Source organism: Bradyrhizobium sp. CCGB01, assembly GCF_024199795.1.
Taxonomy (GTDB): domain Bacteria; phylum Pseudomonadota; class Alphaproteobacteria; order Rhizobiales; family Xanthobacteraceae; genus Bradyrhizobium.
In genome coordinates this window covers 8,029,549-8,048,944 of the sequence record NZ_JANADK010000001.1, presented here as the reverse complement: position 1 = coordinate 8,048,944, position 19,396 = coordinate 8,029,549, and the positions used below count along the sequence as shown (strand labels likewise).

Below are 19,396 nucleotides of genomic sequence, written 5' to 3'. Positions count from 1 at the left end.
TCGGCGGCATCCTTCGGCTCCGGCCGAAACGACCGTCGCCACGCAGCAGCAATGAACGCGACACGCCATACCGCCGCGCTGTTGCCGCGACTTGGCGCGGCGCCTGTAAGCTCTCCAGAACGATCTTGAGCTTCTCATCCTCGGACCAGCGCCGCCGCCGGCCCGTGTCCACCACCTCAAGCCGTTCGACTTGGGCACTGCGCCTATCACTGTCCATAAGGACAGTTCTCAACAAAACGCCTCATTCGGCAAGGCGGCCTTCACCGGAGGGATACGACTCAGGCGCGCCCTTCCGCAGCGCAATTTTGCGCTTCGTTAGAGGCGAACATGGCAGATGCCCAATTATCTCACTCCGAACTGCACCGCATCGCTGAACTGAAGTGGCGCAACGTTCCTCCAGTATCCCGGACGATCTGGCCATCGAATTTATGGCGAGGCTGAAGGCCGGCAGCACGATCCGAAAGCTGACTTCGGGAATGAAGCAGTTTGGGCCGGCCATTGTAAGTTACGAGCGCTTCAAAAAGCACTGCACGTTTCACCCTGATTGGGCGGCTGAGGCGTTAGCTGTCTCAAGTGAAAACGCTCGCCTTGGAAAAGGCCCCCCGGCTGCGCAGCTCACGCATTGCAAGAGAGGGCATCCTTTGGCTGATGCGCGAATGCGTGTCACTAAGCAGGGATGGAAAATCAGGGAGTGCAGAGTCTGCCGAGATGCCGCGAGAAACAGGTGCGAAACCTAAGCTCTCATGGCGGCCTCACAAGACGCTGCGAACGACTGGAAAGCTACTCTCAATCGCAATCACTCCGGCGTTTCAGGAGGCGCTCGCTGCGATGCCGGCGGGCACTCGTGCGGACGGCGTGCTGACGGTTCCTGGTCAATGATTACGGGCGTCCGTTCGCCTCAGCCGCGGCGTTCGGCAATAAGTTTGCGGACTGGTGCCGCGCCGCTGAGTTGAAGCCGGTGCTGTGCGACGACGGAAGGGTGCGTAACTATCGCGCGCATGGGCTGCGTAAGGCGGAGCTGCGGGCTCTCGCTCATGCTGGCGCGACGAATGTGGAGCAGATGGCCGCATCCGGTCACAGCTCGCTCGATCAGGTTCAGGAATATCTCGATGAGGTCGATCAGGAGCGTGCTGCTGAAGCGGCTATGACGAAGCTTGCGAACAGCGCAGGAACACCAAGTGGTTAACGCGTCTGGTGGCGCTGGCTAACACAGAGGCAACTAACTGAAAATGAAACGGAAAATTTCGGTAGTGGCGTTCCCGACAGGATTGTTAGAATATCTGTAAATCAATCGGTTGCGGCTCAGGTTAGGCAATTTCAGTGCGATTGAATCGCTTAGAGATTTTTGGCGATTGCCGAACCTCTTGGCTCGTCGGGGCGGCTAGATCGACCACAACACAACCGCACAACCGGATAAATCGCTTTTAGGTTGTTGGGCGGAACAAAGGAAGTCTGCTTCTCCCAGCGGGATTAGTCATGCGTTCAGGGGCGGTCGCTAAGCCGCTAAAACCGGGCTTCTACGCGCCTCCTATCCCTGTGGCGTTCTAAGCCCCCTGATTTTTGCCCGCCCCCCCGCCTAGCACGATCGGCCCCTTTTAGCCGAGTGCGCCCCATTTTTCTTGAAAATCCGTATGTGTTTCCATGGGCCGCCCTGAGCATTCGGGGCCAGAACCATATTTGGTCAATAACTACCAACTCACCGGAGGGCTTCGATGGTTATGCGGGACGGGAGTTACGTCGACGATCTTTACTATGCCGGCGGGGACTCGGTGACCGTCAAGGTTTTGGCCGGTCGTGACGACGCCGAGTGGCGAACTGCGCGTCTTTCCGAGATGCCGTGCGAGTGGCTGTCAGACGTAAGGGCAGCCGTTGATGGGGCGCTTGCTAGGGCCTCTTAGCTCCAATTCATAGGACGAGCAGTGAAGATACTGAAATATGCGCCCATGTTCGGGCGGGAGGCGCTTTGCCTCTATCGACGTTGAGATTGCGCCCGGAGTCCGGGCAATGGATGTTTCCGTCATTCGCAAGACAGACGGCTCGCTGCGCGTCTTTGGTCACTCGCTGACCTTCGACCGCACTGTTGCCGATGGCCTGGCGCGCGCCGCGGTCGCGGTCGGAGAGTGTCAGTAAGCGACGCTAAGCAGCGCACCGCCAGGCCGGGCGGGCTGTTGGACCAGTGGAATCTACTGGCCGAATTCATCACGGACGAGCGCTGCCGCAAGCCTCACATTCACTGTTCTGGTTGGAGGTTGTCACGCTTTCCTCGGCGGCATTACTGGCGATCAGTATCGTTGTGGCCCTATGGAGCAATTATCGTTTTAACAGCGGCGCCAAAAAGACACGTGAAGACTGGCGAACGAGAATATATGGCTTTATCGATCTTCACGAGTGGCAAAAGCTGGTTGATAAGCCGCTTGCTCAGGCGCTTACCACATACCGGTGTGTGGCTGGTGTCGTGGCCACAATGTACGTGGCGATCATCTCATATTTGGTGCATCTGTCTGGCGTTGACCTTTGTGCAGCAATTGCGAAGCTAAAATGGTTGATTTAGTCGTGATCGACATTGGCCGGCTAGTAGGCCTAGCCATGTCGATGCACTGCGAATTGGATATCGGTTTGTCCGCGGCGCTTGAGCAGACCGGCATTCGCGCTTGGCGCAGATGTTACTGAAAATCACGGACACTCACCGAGTGAAAGAAGATTGTCAGGTTGAATGTCGTCCGCGGCCGTCTTGATATACTTGTGCCCATTGTGTTCGGCCACGATTAACCCATTAGTGAGTCCGCCTTCTTCGACATAGAACTCCCATTCGCCGCTTTCGATGTCTTTGATCGTTTGATTGACAGATTGTTTCCATCGACTTCCGTTTGAATATTCACCGCCGACATTTTCAATCCTCTCGTGGGGATTCATCCTGTCGGTCTTATTGATGCAAAGAATGCGTGCGCGTTTGGTCATTCACGTCTCCTGAATCTGGCAAAAGGCTGAGGACCAGCCTGCGGGGAAACAGCCCGCGCCGATCATGACGCGGGCCAAATTCGCAGCGCGTTGCGAATATCAAGCGGCCTGCGTCGATTCGCCGTTCAGCTGCTTGAGATCCCAATACACGCCTTCTTGTACCGCAGTCAGCCAACCCTCGTGGGACGCCTCGGTGGTTTGATCGACGAGCAGTTGAACCTTTCTGCCGAATTCTTCCCAGCTCGCGGCACGCGTAAGCGTGATGTCATAAAGCACCTCTTCGGCAGTCTTCCGGAGGTTGTCGACCACACCGCTGGACAGTGCTGTGCCGACTAGGTCGGTGATTTTTTTGTGGGCCTGGAGAAGCTGGGAAAGAGGGATTGCGACAGTGTTCGCGGCAACGGATTCATCATACCACGACGGTTGGATTAGGCCGCCTACCAATCTAGGTAGGTGGCCCGAAGTCCTTCTCCGCGATACAGCTTTGGCCGCGCCCCGGACTTACCGTCACCGGGGGGACGCTCGGTGGTCAGCTTTGCTGTCAGGGCGGTAAGGCTGGCCACCGAAGTTAGCGGCGCGTGATAGGGACAGCGCTTCTTCGGTATGGCGGCGCCGAGTCACATTGCTGCTAACCTCACTGCCAGCGCGAGCGCGGTAGGGACAGCGTCGGGCTACGCAATACACCGACGCCGAGTCGCGCTCGCGCTGCTTCCGTGGTGAAGATGGCTCATTGTGCCCTATGTTTTCGCCCCACCGGTGACGGCACAGACTAGGTTACGAGGTGGGGACCGGTGGGCAAATAGAATGCGGAGAAATTTCGCGCGTCAGTTGAGACGTAGTGGCTACTTGTTCATCGACTCTTGCATATAGCGTGCAGCTCGAATGCGCGCTCGCTCCAGCATGGCTTCCTTGGCATAGGGCGCGGCAAGCTCAGCCCCTTGGTGTAATGCCGGTGCCGCGTGTGAGGCTGTGGTGGAATCAACCGGTGCCCGCACCACAGCCCGCAAGGGCTTAGGCTAGCCGGCTGCAGTGCTCACATCGAGGACGACCGCCAGTCGCCTGAGCAAGATACTGCTTTTCGATATTGTTGCCCTCAGTGCATTTGTTGTTGTCGTGATGACGTTTTTTGTGTTCGGCTTTTCTGAGTGGAATGGAGGTACTTTAGCCATAATCAAAAAATCCCGTAAAAATAGTGTAGCCAATCGCTACGCCGGAAGGTCGTTGCCAGATTCTCGCAACCTTTTTGACTGATCAAATAGAATAACAACCTAAAAGGCTTGCGTATATCTCGCGGCAAGCGCCAGCGCTGCCGTGATGGAATGGGATAAAGTTTCCATGAAAGGGGGAAGCCGCTCGCAGGGTTTAACTCTTATTCACTTCCGCGACCGGGACTGGTGCGCCAACCGACCTGGAACACGTTTTTGCAGTTAAGGCAGGCATAGATGCTGCGCTGCTTATCTGGAGTTCTGCCTTGATCTTGAACAACACCACGTTTGCCGTCGTCAAAACACTTTACGCAAAGCCAATGTTCTGGACTGGCAATATCACTGTTTGGCTTGGGAACATAAGCAAACGCTCCAACTCCCAAGTTTTTGAGCTCATATCTGCTCTTATCAGCGTCCCATTTTTTAAGGCGAACAACTTCCTCTTCAAGAGACTTTACGCGCTCCAACAGCGTCGTCTGTCGCTCGTTGGCAGCAAGTGCGCTCTCCTGGGCGGCCAAAATCTGGCGCTGCAATTCGATGGCTTTGCTTTGAAGAACGGTAGCGTCGCGAATATCTATTATTGCCTTGCTCAATTCGCTGGCAGACTTCAGCGCAGCTAAACCACCTGCAATCTCGGCAATCATTTCACGCCCCCATTGATTCACGCCACAACCGTTACGCGCTGAGGATGGACAAGGCAACTAGCCCTTAGATTTGCCCAGCCCCAACTCAACCAGCCTGCGAATCGCCTCCGGCCGCCCTGGCAAGTCGTCCTGTTTGCGACGCCAGTCGTCTATTTCCGAAACAGAGTCCACAGAAATACGGACGTTAACCGCCATGGTATCCACAGGCGGTCGACCGCGTTTCGGTTTTTTGGCGCTATCAATTGTTGATTTCATTGTTTTATGAAGCCATAAATTAGCGAGTCGAGCAAGCCTGTTCTGCGTTCCTGATACCGAAAGCCGTCACCAACGTATCTGCGACGGCCGGGCAGGACGCAAATCGCTTTGCCCGCGCCTCTGTACACGCCGGAATTCTGGACCGCGTACCGCGCGGCAATGAGCACCGACGACCCGGCGCCAGCGGTGCGGCCTGTATGCACCTCCACCGGAGTAGCGAGATGAGCGACGACTGGTGGCCATTCCAGGAATTGGTCCGATTGGCGCGACGCTGCTGTCAATCAAGGTCGTGGATGCAGGTGGGTTCAAGTCCGCAAGAAACTTCGCTGCGTGGCTTGGCCTGACACCAAAGAACCATTCAACGGCCGGAAAAAACCGGCTTGGCGTGATTACGCGCGCCGGTGACGGCATGTTGCGAACCGTTTTGGTCGCTGGCGCGACGGCTGTGATCGCAGATGTGCGGCGACGCGAGAGCCGCTCCTGGCCCTGGCTAAAAGACATGATCGCGCGCAAGCCGCCGCAGCTGGTCGCGATAGCGTTGGCAAATAAGCTAGCGCGGATCGCCTGGAAACTGATGGTCAGTGGCGAGCATTATCGACCTGCTGGCAGCGTCATACCGATGCCGACCCAGGCCTAAACGAAATGCAGAGCTTGGCGCTAGACCTTTAGGTTTGACGCTGAGGGCGGAACTTGCAGGATAGGAAGAGGTGGTACGTTCGGCGCGAGCCGGTCATGTGAGATGCTCCGCTCGGTTCACCGGCAGAAAAATGCCGCTCTCGTGTTTGGATCTCACTGTCCGCGAAGCCCATCTTGGCCGGTGGTCGCAAGACCCGAAAACAGACCGGACATATGAGCGCAAGCGATCCGAGCATGCTACCAGAGCCAATCCTTGCAAGTCGGGGGCCGTCCACATATGAACCGAGCCGCTTTTGCGTCTCGGCCATCCGGCTTCGATCCATCGCGCAAACACTGCGGAGCTCCTCGCCGGGGGCACTCGGGAAAGGGGCTCGCCTTCGGCGATCGCTATCACTGCCCCGTTCCCGGGTGCCGCTGTTAACCGGTCTTCTCTAACCGGGGTTGGGACGTCAAGTACCAAAGCTGATCTTACCGCATTGTGGCTGTACCTTCCGAACCTACCGTGGCGTCAAAGCTATCCGGCGATCGCGCTTCTCTTCGAGGTCGGGATTCCCGCCTCATGATGATGTTCGTGAAGAAGTGGCGGGACCATCTCGGGAGCGCAGTCACGGAGCGATCGGCTCGCGCTGCAGACCGGTTATCACCCTCGCCATTCCTCGTCCTGCCGGACTCCTTGACAGCCTTTCGGCCGTGTTCTGCTGATCAGTTCATTCGGGTGTCAGGCTGCCGCGGCGCCCTCCGATCTCTCCCACCGGAAGTCGCTGCCGTCGCACCACATACGGTGCAGGATGACGGATATTTTGCGAGCCACCGCGACCAGCGCATTTTTCATGGAACTGCGCTTGGCGATGCGGATGCCCCATGCCTTTAACGAGCACCATCGTCTGGTGTTGACCATCAATGAGTGCGCGGCTTCAAAGAGGTGTTCTCGAGCAAAGGCATCGCCACATCGGGTGATGCGCCCGTTGTAATCGACCTCTCCAGATGCGTATTTGCCTGGGGTCAGTCCAAGATGGACGCCAACATGCCGTGATTTACGACAGCGGCCTGGGTCATCGATGGTCGTCTTGAATGCCAATGCTGTCAGCGGGCCAACGCCAGGAACTGTCATGAAGCGGCGGCAAATAGCATCGCTCCGAACCAGGCGCCCAATCAGGCGGGTCAACACGTGTGCTTGTTCGCCGAGCATGCGCCGGGCTTCGAGCAATGGAACGACGAGGGCCTGTAAGTCTCCGTCAGTCACGATCAGCCCGCGGACACGTTCGTCAAAGCGGCTTTGGCCGATAAGGCCCACTTTGAATCCGAAGGTTCGAAGTGCCGCCCGAATATGATTGTTGAGGTCGCGTTGCTTGTCGAGTAGGCACCGGCGACTGCCCATCAACGCTCGTAGCTTTTGGCTATCTTCAGATTTGATGTGGACGGCCTTAAACCACCCTGTTCGCATCATTTGCGCAAGCGCACGAGCATCGTTGCGGTCCGTCTTCACAGTCTGAGCTTGCATCACGCTCTTTGCGTGCCGGGTCTCAACACAAATAACTGGTAATCCGCCTTTCGAAAGTCCCTTGTGCAGCCAGGAAGAACATTGACCCGCCTCCAGCCCAACGCGCCGCAGAGCGAGGCGGGGTATTTTTCAGCCAGGAAATTAGCGCCTCGGGTTCAGTATCCGTCACTCCTTCCCGGACGATATTTCCATCTCGATCAACGATGCAGATCGCGGTGCGCTTCAAAGACACGTCGAGTCCAGCGAAGTAATTCATCAGGATCTCCAGTTCATCTTTTTGGGCGAATCGATCGACGTATTATGCGCCCGAGAGGCCGGTGCCCGGTTACTTCATCTCGTCGCTGCACTCGGACCCGCGTGCCCCTTCGGGTCGCTATGCTCACGCTCTCCGGGTGCCATTTTCCGCTGAGGCGATGCGCCATTGGCGCACGCCAGGGCCTGCGGCCCTGGCCATCTCAACTCCAAAAGCCATGAAGAAGCGGAGGGAAGCGGGCTGCATCGTGGATTTCGCACTCTCTCGCGGAGGGGCCGAGAGGAAGAGTTTCGCGCGGCTTTGCCGTGCCGGGTTACAGGCTGCGAGAGAGGCTCGCGGCGCCCGTCGCGGAGATCCGCGATGTCCAGACAGTGTTCTCGGGTGCGCACCGGTGAGGACCGGGCAAATCTTTATGACGAAATCACCAACAAGATCATCGCCGAGCTAGAAGCCGGCCGAGTGCCGTGGGTGCAGCCATGGGGCGCCGCGGCGGCGAAGGCGCCCTTGGCGTTGCCGAAAAGCGCTGCGACTGGCCGCCAATACAGTGGCATCAACATTCTAATTCTCTGGGGAGCCGCCACTGAGCGCGCATTCACAGGTCAAAGCTGGCTTACCTTCCGCCAAGCACTGTCGCTCGGCGGTCACGTCCGCAAGGGCGAGCGCGGAACTACGGTTGTTTTTGCCGACCGCTTTGTGCCGGTCGACGAAAAGCGGCGCGCGAGCGAGAACGGTGAGGAAGCACAGGCCGTTGCATTTCTCAAGCGCTTCACGGTCTTCAACACCGATCAGTGCAATGGCCTGCCTTCTGAGATCGCAACGACGGCGCCGCCTCCGCCGCCAGGCCTGATCGAGCCCCAGGTCGAAAAGCTCATCAAGGCGACTGGCATCGACTTCCGGATCGGCGGCAATCGCGCATTCTATGTGCCAGCAGAAGACTATGTGCAGGTGCCGCCACCGCAAGCCTATTTCGAGCCGATCAATTGGCATCGAACGGCCCTGCATGAGCTGGCGCATGCCAGCGGCCATCCGTCACGTCTCAACCGCGACTTGTCGGGCAGCTACGGGACCAGGAAGTACGCGTTTGAGGAGCTGGTTGCGGAGATCTCATCTGCGTTCGGTTGCGCTTCGCTCGGCATCGTGCCCACGGTGCGACATGCCGACTACATCGGCTCTTGGCTCGAGGTGCTGCGCGAGGACAATCGCGCGATCGTGCGTGCCGCTTCGCAGGCCAGCAAGGTTGCGGACTATCTCCTTGGATTCTTGCCGGAACGGATTGTCGACATGACGGTGGAGAGAGCGGATCAGGAAGCGGCCTGAGGTCTGCTCGGTCACGGCAGGCTCGAGAGTGAGAGGGGGGCATTTTCGCGACGGGTTGGAGGCCGAGAGAGAGGCTCCGGCCGCCCGGCGTGGAGAATCGACATGACGAAGGCTGTCCAAAAGATCACCCTGTCACCCTCGCGACATTCCGTTCAACAAGCTGGTGCTCAGCCAGTCGAACGTTCGGCGCGTGAAGGCGAATTTTGATCGAGCAACTCGCGGAAAGCATCGCCCAGAGGACGCTCCTGCAAAGTCTCAATGTGCGGGGGGTTGTAGACGCGGAAGGTAATGAGACCGGCATGTTCGAGGTGCCGGGCGGCAGGCGCTATCGCGCGTTGGAGCTTTCTCGTGAAGCAGAAGCGCATGGCCAAGACCCAGGTCGTTCCTTGTGTCGTGCGCGATGGCGGCATCGCGGAAGACGACTCGCTTGCAGAGAACGACTAGCGGGTAGGCCTTCATCCGCTCGATCAGTTCCGAGCCTTCCAGACCTTGAGTGGCGCCGGCATGTCCGAGGAAGACATCGCCGCTCGGCACTTCGTAGCGCCGGCCGTCGTGAAGCAACGCCTCCGGCTGGCGTCCGTGTCGCCAAAGCTGCATGACATCTATGCCGAAGACGGCACGACACTCGAACAGCTCATGGCCTTTTCTGTCTCCGCAGATCAGACGCGGCAGGAACAGGTCTGGGAGAATGTCAGCCGCTCGGGCTACGATGAACCCTATAAAATTTGGTGGATGCTGACCGAAAATACCGCGCGGGCATCCGATCGCCGCGTGCAGTTCATTGGGCTCAAAGCTTACGAGCAGGCGGGCGACAGCGTTTTGCGCGACCTGTCCGAGCACGATGATGGCGGTTGGGTTCAGGACGTGGCTCTGCTCGACCGTCTTGTTACCGAGAAGCTGAAAGCCGAGGCGGAAGCAATTGGTGCGGAGGGATGGAAATGGATCTCAGTCGCCGTTGACTCCCCCTACGGCCACACAACAGGCCTGCGCGAGCTGGAAGGCCAACCTGTCGATCTCACCTCCGAGGAGCAGGCCACCATCGACGCTCTCAACGCCGAGCAGGCGAAGCTCGAAACCGAATATCAGGATGCGGATGAACTGCCCGAAGAGGTCGACCAGCGTCTCGGCCCGATCGAGGCGGCGCTGCTGGCACTCGAAGACCGGCCTGAGACTCACGATCCGGCAGAGATTGCTCGGGCCGACGTCTTCGTCATTATCGATTCCGAAAGACGGGCTTCCGTCGATCGAGGCTATGTCCGGCCTGAGGATCAGGCGCCTGCGACCGGTCTCGATGTCGAGCCGGGCACCGACACGTCGTCGACTTAAGGGCAGGAAGCTGGTGGTTCCGCAACGCGTAGAGCGATCTCGGTCGCAGGCGTATCGACCGAAGCCGAGGAGGATGATGAAGACCCGGCAAGGCCATTGCCAGATCGGCTCATCATCGAACTAACGGCGCACCGTACGCTGGCATTGCGGGATGCGCTGGCCGAAAATCCTGCGATCGCGTTCCAGGCGGTGCTGCACAACTTCGTGCTGACGGCCTTTTACCGGTTTGCTTCGTCCGGAGCTGCCTTGAGATAGGGCTGCGCACGCCAGCCTTTCCCGCTCAAGCTCCGGGGCTGAGGGAAAGCGCCTCGGCTAAGGCTGTCGAGGTGCGGCATGAGGCGTGGAAGGCTCGGTTGCCGAAGAGCGAGAACGATCTCTGGGATGCGCTGACGGCTCTCGATGGTGGTGCACAGACATCGCTGTTTGCGCATTGTGCATCATTTGCGGTCAACGCCGTCTATGAGCCGGCCAATCGTTACAATCAGGGCCGCGTCTCAGCCCCCGCGTCCGCACGCGTCTCGACCAGGCCAACGTGCTAGCGCGCGGTGCCGGACTCGACATGGTGCAGGCTGGTTGGAGACTGACCGTCGACAACTATCTCGGCCGAGTCACTAAGCCTCGCATTCTGGAGGCGGTGCGGGAAGCCATGGGCGAGTCGTCGGCGCAACTGATCGACCATCTGAAGAAGGCCGACATGGCCAAGGAGGCCGAGCGTCTCCTGGATGGCTCGGGCTGGTTGCCGGAGCCGCTGCGTCTTGTCGATGCCAGCCCGTCTTCGGTGGAGCCGGAAGGCGAAGCGGGCCGCTGCCACAATTCCTCGCTGGCGAGGAGGAGCCGGAGAACGGCAGCGACGAGCATCCGCAACAGCTCGACGCGGCTGAGTGACAGCATAAGGGCTGGCTCCGGCTGTCCTGCAGTTGCTTGGGGGACCGGTGCCCAGCACCGGTCCCATTTTTATTGGGAAGGGTTGAGAGCATGAGTGGGGCCGGGAAGGGTTTGAATCGCCATGGTGGTGAGAGCGCCGGGCGGTTCGACCCGTTCCTGCTCTCCGAAAGAAATCCCCATGACCGAATCTCTCGCCGGCGGCGCTGTCGCTGCGCCGCTCTCGATGCGTGCCGCTGCAGCTATCACCGCCGCTGCAGTCAGGGCTGCGCGACAGCTCTTGACCGATCTCGAACGCGGCCGGAGCATCAATGCCGCGGTCCTGCGTGGCGCCATGGAGGCTGCCTTCGGCGCCTCGGACGCGGCCGGTGCCTGGAATTGGAAGACCGCCTATGACACCTGCGAGGCGGCCACCGTTCTATTCCTTCGCAAGTTCGGTCCGGCCATCCGGACCAAGGCTGGCTCAACGGCCGCGATGCTGCCGATGCTCGCGAGAGTCGCCAGTCTCCTGCCGACCCACACGCGGCGTTCCGAGGACAGCCAGCTGCTTCAACAATTCTCGACGCCAATCTCGCTGGGCTGGCCGCATGTACCGCAGCCACGATTACACCCGCCGACTGCGTTCTGAAGCCGTCCGCGGGGACAGGCTTGCTCGCCATCTTCGCCGAGCTCGCCGGCAGCGACCTGATACTGAACGAGTTGCGGCGTTGCTCGATCATCTGTTTGCCAACGTTAAGGTGACGCGGTTCGACGCCGTCCAGATCGATGATCACCTCGATACGTGTGTCGTCCCGAGCATCGTCCTAATGAACCCGCCGTTCTCCGCATTGGCGAACGTCGATCGACGGATGGCGGACGCGGCGCTCCGGCACATCGGCTCAGCCTTGGCACGTCTTTGCGACGGTGGGCGTCTGGTCGCCATCACCGGCGCAAGTTTTGCGCCGGACAATCCGGCATGGCGAGATGCCTTCGTTCACCTCCAGGAAGTGTTTTCTGCCGCCATCGATGGAGCCGTCTGCGCGAAACACGGAACACGCATCGACACACGGCTGCTTGTCATCGACAAGCAGCACGCGGCAGACCCGAACGTTTTTCCGGCTCCGCTCGGCTTGGCCGGCGATGTCGCTACCTTGCTCGGTGGGGTGACCCAGCATGTGCCTCCGAGGCTGGCTGTTGCCGCCCCAATCGTGATCAAAGTCGCCAGGCGCCCTCCGATGTCACGATTCCTCGGCGCCTCTGCACCATGTCCGCACTCTACTTCCGGCGGCGCCGCGCAAGAAGGCGTCGAACTTTCGTACGAGACGGTCGAGTGGTCGCCGCCGGAAGGCGCCAAGCTTACGGATGCGCTTTATGAGGAATGCGGATTGCGGTCGATCCGTATTCCGGGGGCGCGCGCGCATCCGACCAAGCTTGTGCAGTCGGCTGCAATGGCATCTGTCGCGCCGCCAAGGCCATCCTATCGGCCGCATCTGCCAGCCAGTCTCGTGGCGGATGGCATCCTGCCGGAGGCCCAGCTTGAGAGCGTCATCTATGCCGGCGAGGCGCATTCCGAATTCCTCGCGGGCTCCTGGACGATCGATGCAACTTCTGAAGTTGTCGCGGCCGCGCGCGACGACGCAGAGAATGCCGTCCGCTTTCGCCGGAACTGGTTTTTGGGTGACGGCACCGGCGCGGGCAAGGGACGCCAAGTCGCCGGCATCCTGCTCGACAACTGGCTCAAGGGTCGACGCCGCGCACTCTGGATCAGCAAGTCCGACAAGTTGATCGAGGATGCACAGCGCGACTGGTCCGCGCTCGGCATGGAGCGGTTGCTCGTCACGCCGCTGTCACGTTTTCGCCAGGGCACGCAGATCGGACTTTCGGAAGGCGTCCTATTCACCACCTACGCTACGCTGCGCACCGACGAGCGCGGCGAAAAGCTTTCGCGCGTTCGGCAGATCGTTGAATGGTTGGGCTCCGAATTCGACGGAGTGATCGTCTTCGATGAGAGCCACGCGATGCAGAACGCGGCAGGCCAGAAGGGCGAGCGCGGCGACCAGGCAGCCTCTCAGCAGGGGCGTGCCGGCCTGAGGCTCCAGCACGCCGTGTCGAATGCCCGCGTCGTCTATGTGTCGGCAACCGGTGCCACCACCGTGCACAATCTGGCCTACGCTCAGTGGTTGGGTTTGTGGGGCGGCGACGATTTCCCATTTGCCACACGTGCCGAGTTCGTCGAAGCGATCGAGGAGGGCGGCGTTGCGGCCATGGAAGTTCTGGCGCGCGACCTTAAGGCGCTCGGTCTCTACGCGGCCCGCTCGCTCTCTTACGAGGGCGTCGAGTACGAACTCATCGAGCACCAGCTCACGCCGGAGCAGGTACGCATCTATGACGCCTATGCCGGCGCGTTCAGCGTCATCCATAACAATCTCGATGCCGCAATGCGGGCCGCGAAAATCACCGGCGAGACCGGCACGTCGAACGGCCAGGCCAAATCCGCCGCGCGATCGGCCTTCGAGAGCGCCAAGCAGCGCTTCTTTGGCCACCTTCTGACCTCGATGAAGACGCCGTCGCTGATCCGCTCGATCGAACGCGATCTTGACGCCGGCCACGCCGCCGTCATCCAGATCGTCTCGACCGGCGAGGCGCTGATGGAGCGCCGGCTCGCCGAGATTCCGACTGAGGAGTGGGACGACGTCCAGGTCGATATCACCCCACCCGAATGTGTGCTCGACTATCTCGCCCATTCCTTTCCGGTCCAGCTTTACGAGCCCTTCACCGGCCAGGAGGGCAACCTCTGCTCCCGGCCTGTCTATCGTGACGGTCAGCCCGTTGAGAGCCGGGAGGCTGTCGCTCGCCGGGACCGTCTCATCGAAAAGCTCGTCTCGCTGCCGCCGGTCCCGGGTGCGCTGGATCAGGTGATCCAGCGCTTCGGCACCGACATGGTCGCGGAAGTCACCGGCCGCTCACGCCGCATCGTTCGTAATGGCGAGCGGCTGGTCGTCGAAAACCGGGTCGGTTCGGCCAACCTTTCCGAGACCTCGGCGTTCATGGACGACGTCAAGCGGATCCTCGTGTTCTCCGATGCGGGCGGCACGGGCAGGAGCTACCATGCCGAGCTGTCGGCCTGCAATCGCCGCTTGCGGGTCCACTATTTGCTCGAGCCCGGCTGGAAGGCCGACGCCGCGATCCAGGGCCTCGGCCGCACGAACCGGACCAACCAGGCGCAGCCGCCGCTGTTTCGGCCGATCGCGACCGACGTGAAGGCCGAAAAGCGCTTCTTGAGCACCATTGCCCGCCGGCTCGACATGTTGGGAGCCATTACGCGCGGCCAGCGCCAGACCGGAGGGCAGGGCCTGTTCCGGCCCGAAGACAATCTAGAGAGCCAGTATGGCCGCGATGCGTTGCGCCAACTCTACACGCTGCTGGCGCGCGGCAAGGTCGAGAGCTGTTTGCTCGAAAGGTTCGAGGATGCGACCGGCTTGAAGCTAACGGATGCCAATGGGCTCAGGGATGACCTGCCGCCGATCACGACGTTCCTGAACAGGTTGCTGGCGCTCACGATCGAGCTTCAGAATATCCTGTTCACCGCCTTCGAGCAGCTATTGAGCGCTCGGATCGAGGGTGCGGTTGCATCCGGCACCTACGACGTCGGGCTGGAAACGCCCCGCGCGGAGAGTTTTGTGGTCACAGACCGGCGGACGATCTATGTCCATCCCGGCACTGGTGCCGAAACCCGACTTCTCACGATCGCCCAGCGCCAGCGCAATCATCCCGTGAGCCTTGATGATGCTCTTGCTCGTCGTTCCGACGATCGTGCCGTCCTCTTGATCAATGAGCGATCGGGCCGTGCCGCCGTCCAGCTTCCGGCTCCGAGCTTCATGCTTGATGACGGCGAGATCGAGCGGCGCGTGCGCCTGATCCGCCCCATGGAGCAGCACAGCGTCTTCCTCAAAATGATGGCGGAAAGCCATTGGGTCGAGGCCGACCGTGATGGCTTCGCCGCAGCCTGGCTGGCGGAGCTTGCCGAGGTCCCCGAGTTCACGGAACGCACGATTAACGTCGTCGCCGGCTTGTTGCTGCCCATCTTGAAGCGGCTGCCGAACGAGTCGACGCGGGTCTATCGGCTCCAGACCGATGCGGGCGAGCGCATCATCGGCCGCAAGGTCTCGGCGACCTGGGTTGCGAACGTCCTTGCGGCTGACGCGCCAGCGCTGATTCCGGACGCCGCCTTTGCAGCGCTGATGGAGGGGCGGACCGTCCTCGAGCTTGCGGAGGGGCTCCAGCTTCGTCGTGTCCGGGTGATGGGTACACTCCGCGTCGAACTGTCCGGATTCAGGGACACGGTGCGCGATCGGCTGCGCGCCTACGGCCTCTTCGGAGAGAACATCTCCTGGAAGCTGCGCATGTTCGTGCCGACCGACGCGAGCGGTGTCGAGATCCTGGCGAAGGTGCTCGAGCAGTATCCGGTCGCGCGCGTCAGTGAGCGGGAGGCCGCCTGATGCCGCGCGATGCCTCCGACCTAGTACATCGTCTCGCGCGCGATGCCGAAGCGGTGTGCCGACACTATCTTTCCAATGGCAGACGGGCGGGGAGGTACTGGGTGGTCGGCGACGTCCACAACACGCCCGGCCGCTCGATGTTCGTGCGGCTCCAGGAATCGCCAAAGGGGCCTGCCGGCAAATGGACGGACGCGGCGACCGGCGAGCATGGCGATCTCCTCGATGTCATCCGCGAAAGCCTGGGATTGCACGACTTCCGCGAGGTGACCGCGGAGGCAAGACGCTTCTTGAAATTGCCTCGCGCTGAACCGAAGTTCGTCTCAAAGCCCGTCGCTCCGGCAGCACCGGCCGGATCGCAAGAGGCCGCCCGTCGGCTCTTTGCAGTATCCAGCCCGATCGAGGGGACCGTGGTCGAAACCTATCTGCAGGGGCGCGGAATAGCCCGCGTGCACCATGGTGGCAGCCTGCGGTTTCATCCACGCTGCTACTATCGGCCGGACGAGCACCTGCCGACCGAGATCTGGCCGGCGATGATCGCTCGCGTCACGGATCTCGATGGCAGGATTACCGGCGTGCACCGCACCTGGCTCGATCCGCACGGCTTTGACCGCATTAGACTCGGCAAGGCGCCGATCGACACGCCACGACGGGCCATGGGCAACCTACTTGGCAACGCGGTTCGGTTCGGAATGTCGGACGACGTGCTTGCTGCCGGGGAGGGTATCGAGACCATGCTGTCGCTGCGCTGCGTGCTGCCGACGATGCCGATGGCCGCTGCACTGTCGGCCAATCACCTCTCAGCGATGGTGCTACCGCCGGGCTTGCGTCGGCTCTATATCGCCCGCGACGCCGATACCGCCGGAGATATGGCGCAGACCATTCTGACCCAGCGCGCAGCAGACGCCGGCATTGAAGCGATCGCCTTGTCGCCACGGCTGGGCGATTTTAACGAAGATCTGCACGTCTTCGGTCTTGATGGTCTCCAAGCGGCCTTGCGGATTCAGCTTGCGCCGGAGGACGTCGTCAGATTTTTGCATTCGTCGACGGTGCCGGCGGAATAAGGTCACGAAGGTTCGATCGACCGTGACAGCTCGGTCATGGGCGAGGCCAATACCGGAAGAGGCCGCGACCTCGGCCTTCTAGAGCGATCGGACGGCAAGCGGCCTGGGCCGGCAATGGCTGCGTCCGGCTATTTTCCGCCGCGCGCCGGCGATGCGAAGACACATCATCCGTGTATGGCCAGCGCGCTTTGCATCGCGAAGCAAAATAGCCGGCCTCCGCCATCCTCCGCTGCCGCTTCGGCCCTTCGGGTTCTGGCCTGTTCCGCCCGCCGTCTGAGTGATCGCCACGAAGGCCGCGAAGGGCGCGGCCAAACCCGGCAAAGGACCTCCTTCCATGACCGACCATGACGACGTCGAACCGCCGCACGCCTCGTCTCCAACGGACCACGTCCTCACCGAACTACAGCTCTTCGGTTACCGTCCCTTCGACGACCAGCTTGATCCGAGACCGCTTCCCGAAGGCAAGAAGATCTCCGGTGCCGTGGCCGATATCTTCGATGCCCTGGTTGCGGCCCTGAACGACACGCGGCTCGAGCCGGACCTTGACGATCTGCTCTGGTCGACCGTCAACTTGTTCCATCGTGCCGTCGACCGCATCGAACGCCAGCTCGACGACAACGAGCAGGCGCAGCACAAGAGCCAGCGCGAGCAGAACGGCTCCGAAGTACGATCGGTCGAACTCGAGCGCCTCACGGCTGAAGGCATCACGCTCATCGAGCGCCGCAATTGCTTAGAACTCTTCCGCGACCAGGCGATCGAACGCTTTGAAGTCCACACCGGCTCGTTCTGGCGTCCTCGATCCGGATCATTGGTCAACCACCGCACGCTCACCGCGGCAATGATCGACTCCCGCGACTTCATCGCAGCGAAACGCCGCGCCGAAACCGAGGTCCTGGTGCCGCCAGGATCCAAGATCGCACTCACCGGCGGGCTCGACTTCAACGACCATCACCTGATCTGGGATCGCCTCGACAAGGTTCATGCCAAGCATCCCGACATGGTCCTGCTCCATGGCGGCTCGCCGAAAGGCGCCGAACTCATCGCCTCCAAATGGGCGATCAATCGCAAGGTATCGCAGATCGCCTTCAAGCCCGACTGGACCAAGCACGCCAAGGCGGCCCCCTTCAAGCGTAACGACGCCATGCTCGAGCTCCTGCCGATCGGCGTCATGCACTTCCCGGGCACGGGAATTCAGGACAACCTCGCCGACAAGGCCAGGCGGCTCGGCATCCCCGTCTGGAAGTTCGGTGGCGCATGAGCGCCGTCTTGCTAGCGTCTAAGACGACCGAGTTGCACGCAGCAACTCCGCCTCGTTTTGACATTACGTCCGAGGCCGCGCCGCAGTGGTGGTGGAAGGCGCGACTAGTACATCCATGCATTGGTGCCACCGCCATGGTCGCCCTTGGGCTTGTTCTCAACACGCTCGGCATCGGGTTGTTCTGCTGGCTGATCTTTGCGCTGACGGTCTATGCGTTGCCTTTTTTCGCCGCACTCAGTATCGGGATGTTGGCGTTTCATGGTGGAGCCGGCGTCATCGGCGCGCTGCTTATCGGATTGGCCTCCGGCGCACTGACGCTTGCTGTCGCTCAGGTCGCCGTCGCGGTCTGTCGGTCCCGGACGTTGCGCATCGTGATCGCAACCGCATCCACTGTCCCTGCAGCTATCGCTGGCTATCATGTGGCGTTTGTCCTGTCGCAGATCGGGTGCCTTCGCTGGCTTGGCGCGAGGTCTTCGCTTCCTAAGTGCGGTTTGCATCGGCGGCACGGCATGGACGCGCTTGACCGTTTTCGCGGAGACTCGCCCGTTGCTGTCGGTCGGGTGGCGGAGAACATGCCTCGACCGGTGCTCACAGCAGCCACGCTCGAGCGATGACGCTTCGTCGCCATCATCGGTCGAGCAAGGTCGCAAAGGGCGCCACGTTGAACGAGGGATCATCGAGCTTGGGGGAGAGGTAACGCCGCTTTTCCTCGTAGCCTTTTGACCAAGTCCCCAATCTCCGCCTGGTCCACATTGCTGCAGTGGAGCGGCGCGCCCGCGCCCGATCATTCCTTCCGGGACAACACCGCCCTTTGCGGCAGATTATTTCTCTTCATACGCCCAACCGTTCCGACCTCTTGTGGAGCTCAACCGAGATTCGCCAAGTCTTCTCCTTAAGATTGCGGTTCAGCACGCGGACGCACGTGGCCTCTTTGATGGCTTGATCTGGCCGAAGACCGGCTGCGCCTCGATCGCCTGAGCCGCAACGCCGTTGATGCGACTTTCTTCCCCTGGGCTTCGCCCATTCCTCGCGAGGCAAGAAAGTCGCAACAACGGCGTCCTTCGCTGCGCTCCGGCCCGCGAGCGGGTGCGTCGCCGATCGTCCTCGGCCTCTAGATCGCCATCGAGGCCGCGGTGGTCGCGGGCTCGAAACACAACAGGAGAAGTGAGATGGCTAACATCGGTTCTTTCAAGAAGATCGGCAACGATTTCCAGGGCGAGATCGTCACTCTGAGCCTGCAAGCCAAGGGCGTCCGTATCGTCGCCGAGACCAACCGATCCAACGACAACGCTCCCAGCCACCGCATCTACGTGGGCCGCGCCGAGATCGGCGCAGCCTGGTCAAAGCGCTCCGAAGAGGGCCGCGATTACCTCTCGCTCAAGCTCGACGACCCCTCGTTCAACGCGCCGATCTACGCGAACCTGTTCGATGACGAAGGCGGCGAGGGCTACACGCTGCTCTGGTCGCGGCCCCGCAAGAACGGCGAGTAGACGCTCCGCCAAGCCCCGTCCGGTCCGCCGGGCGGGGCTTCCTATCCATGGCATGCTATCAAGCGGTGACGGACTGGTAGTCCGGTTAACCCCCAACCGCGGCACAAGGACGGGCACCCTACGAGGTCGTAG

Annotated in this window: 11 protein-coding genes and 5 pseudogenes; 11 read left to right on the top strand and 5 right to left on the bottom strand. The window is 60.9% G+C overall.

Annotated features, from left to right (window positions below; genetic code table 11):
- Positions 1 to 100: 100 nt before the first annotated feature.
- Positions 101 to 217: pseudogene (locus NLM25_RS37830) on the bottom strand (IS66 family insertion sequence element accessory protein TnpB); the annotation flags it as partial.
- A 762-nt stretch (positions 218 to 979) separates the two neighbouring features.
- On the opposite strand from NLM25_RS37830, the gene NLM25_RS37825 reads away from it, so the two are divergent.
- The 3 genes from NLM25_RS37825 (at position 980) to NLM25_RS37820 (ending at position 2,551) form a co-directional block, all read left to right on the top strand.
- Positions 980 to 1,186 carry a hypothetical protein gene (locus tag NLM25_RS37825; RefSeq protein WP_254123023.1) on the top strand — a complete coding sequence of 69 codons (207 nt, stop codon included), beginning with the start codon at positions 980 to 982 and terminating at the stop codon, positions 1,184 to 1,186.
- Positions 1,187 to 2,004: 818 nt separating this feature from the next.
- On the top strand, positions 2,005 to 2,130 hold the full coding sequence (locus tag NLM25_RS44020) for a hypothetical protein (protein ID WP_256565545.1): 126 nt from the start codon (positions 2,005 to 2,007) through the stop codon (positions 2,128 to 2,130).
- Between the two features lie 46 nt (positions 2,131 to 2,176).
- Positions 2,177 to 2,551, top strand: a complete 375-nt coding sequence (locus NLM25_RS37820; RefSeq protein WP_254123022.1) for a hypothetical protein — start codon at positions 2,177 to 2,179, stop codon at positions 2,549 to 2,551.
- Between the two features lie 122 nt (positions 2,552 to 2,673).
- Here NLM25_RS37820 and NLM25_RS37815 read toward each other — a convergent pair whose 3' ends face one another.
- From NLM25_RS37815 to NLM25_RS37805, 3 genes are all read right to left on the bottom strand, one after another.
- Positions 2,674 to 2,958: a DUF3892 domain-containing protein gene (locus NLM25_RS37815; RefSeq protein WP_254123021.1), complete on the bottom strand. Its 285-nt coding sequence runs from the start codon at positions 2,956 to 2,958 to the stop codon at positions 2,674 to 2,676.
- A 99-nt stretch (positions 2,959 to 3,057) separates the two neighbouring features.
- Positions 3,058 to 3,267, bottom strand: a complete 210-nt coding sequence (locus NLM25_RS37810) for a hypothetical protein (protein WP_254123020.1) — start codon at positions 3,265 to 3,267, stop codon at positions 3,058 to 3,060.
- Positions 3,268 to 4,327: 1,060 nt separating this feature from the next.
- Complete coding sequence (locus NLM25_RS37805) at positions 4,328 to 4,807, bottom strand: hypothetical protein (protein WP_254140272.1); 480 nt, start codon at positions 4,805 to 4,807, stop codon at positions 4,328 to 4,330.
- A gap of 481 nt (positions 4,808 to 5,288) precedes the next feature.
- Here NLM25_RS37805 and NLM25_RS37800 point away from each other — a divergent pair.
- Positions 5,289 to 5,699 (top strand): annotated as a pseudogene (locus tag NLM25_RS37800) (transposase); the annotation flags it as partial.
- 717 nt (positions 5,700 to 6,416) lie between these two features.
- Here NLM25_RS37800 and NLM25_RS37795 read toward each other — a convergent pair.
- Positions 6,417 to 7,455 (bottom strand): annotated as a pseudogene (locus tag NLM25_RS37795) (IS110 family transposase).
- 357 nt (positions 7,456 to 7,812) lie between these two features.
- Here NLM25_RS37795 and NLM25_RS37790 point away from each other — a divergent pair.
- From NLM25_RS37790 to NLM25_RS37760, 7 genes and pseudogenes are all read left to right on the top strand, one after another.
- Positions 7,813 to 8,769: an ArdC family protein gene (locus tag NLM25_RS37790; protein ID WP_254141331.1), complete on the top strand. Its 957-nt coding sequence runs from the start codon at positions 7,813 to 7,815 to the stop codon at positions 8,767 to 8,769.
- A 102-nt stretch (positions 8,770 to 8,871) separates the two neighbouring features.
- A pseudogene (locus NLM25_RS37785) lies at positions 8,872 to 10,980 on the top strand (ParB/RepB/Spo0J family partition protein).
- 178 nt (positions 10,981 to 11,158) lie between these two features.
- Positions 11,159 to 15,455 (top strand): annotated as a pseudogene (locus NLM25_RS37780) (strawberry notch-like NTP hydrolase domain-containing protein).
- Positions 15,455 to 16,516, top strand: a complete 1,062-nt coding sequence (locus NLM25_RS37775; RefSeq protein WP_254140271.1) for a toprim domain-containing protein — start codon at positions 15,455 to 15,457, stop codon at positions 16,514 to 16,516. Before NLM25_RS37780 ends, NLM25_RS37775 begins: the two are co-directional and overlap by 1 nt.
- Positions 16,517 to 16,850: 334 nt before the next feature.
- On the top strand, positions 16,851 to 17,774 hold the full coding sequence (locus tag NLM25_RS37770; RefSeq protein ID WP_254140270.1) for a DUF2493 domain-containing protein: 924 nt from the start codon (positions 16,851 to 16,853) through the stop codon (positions 17,772 to 17,774).
- A 134-nt stretch (positions 17,775 to 17,908) separates the two neighbouring features.
- On the top strand, positions 17,909 to 18,388 hold the full coding sequence (locus tag NLM25_RS37765; protein WP_309143638.1) for a hypothetical protein: 480 nt from the start codon (positions 17,909 to 17,911) through the stop codon (positions 18,386 to 18,388).
- Between the two features lie 555 nt (positions 18,389 to 18,943).
- Positions 18,944 to 19,264 carry a DUF736 domain-containing protein gene (locus NLM25_RS37760; RefSeq protein ID WP_254123015.1) on the top strand — a complete coding sequence of 107 codons (321 nt, stop codon included), beginning with the start codon at positions 18,944 to 18,946 and terminating at the stop codon, positions 19,262 to 19,264.
- The last annotated feature ends 132 nt before the right edge of the window (positions 19,265 to 19,396 follow it).

Excerpts from the sequence above, each read along its gene's own strand:
- NLM25_RS44020 (WP_256565545.1), top strand. The coding sequence starts at position 2,005 with ATGGATGTTTCCGTCATTCGCAAGACAGACGGCTCGCTGCGCGTCTTT.
- NLM25_RS37815 (WP_254123021.1), bottom strand. The coding sequence starts at position 2,958 with ATGACCAAACGCGCACGCATTCTTTGCATCAATAAGACCGACAGGATG.
- NLM25_RS37805 (WP_254140272.1), bottom strand. The coding sequence starts at position 4,807 with ATGATTGCCGAGATTGCAGGTGGTTTAGCTGCGCTGAAGTCTGCCAGC.
- NLM25_RS37790 (WP_254141331.1), top strand. The coding sequence starts at position 7,813 with ATGTCCAGACAGTGTTCTCGGGTGCGCACCGGTGAGGACCGGGCAAAT.
- NLM25_RS37775 (WP_254140271.1), top strand. The coding sequence starts at position 15,455 with ATGCCGCGCGATGCCTCCGACCTAGTACATCGTCTCGCGCGCGATGCC.
- NLM25_RS37770 (WP_254140270.1), top strand. The coding sequence starts at position 16,851 with ATGACCGACCATGACGACGTCGAACCGCCGCACGCCTCGTCTCCAACG.
- NLM25_RS37765 (WP_309143638.1), top strand. The coding sequence starts at position 17,909 with ATGGTCGCCCTTGGGCTTGTTCTCAACACGCTCGGCATCGGGTTGTTC.
- NLM25_RS37760 (WP_254123015.1), top strand. The coding sequence starts at position 18,944 with ATGGCTAACATCGGTTCTTTCAAGAAGATCGGCAACGATTTCCAGGGC.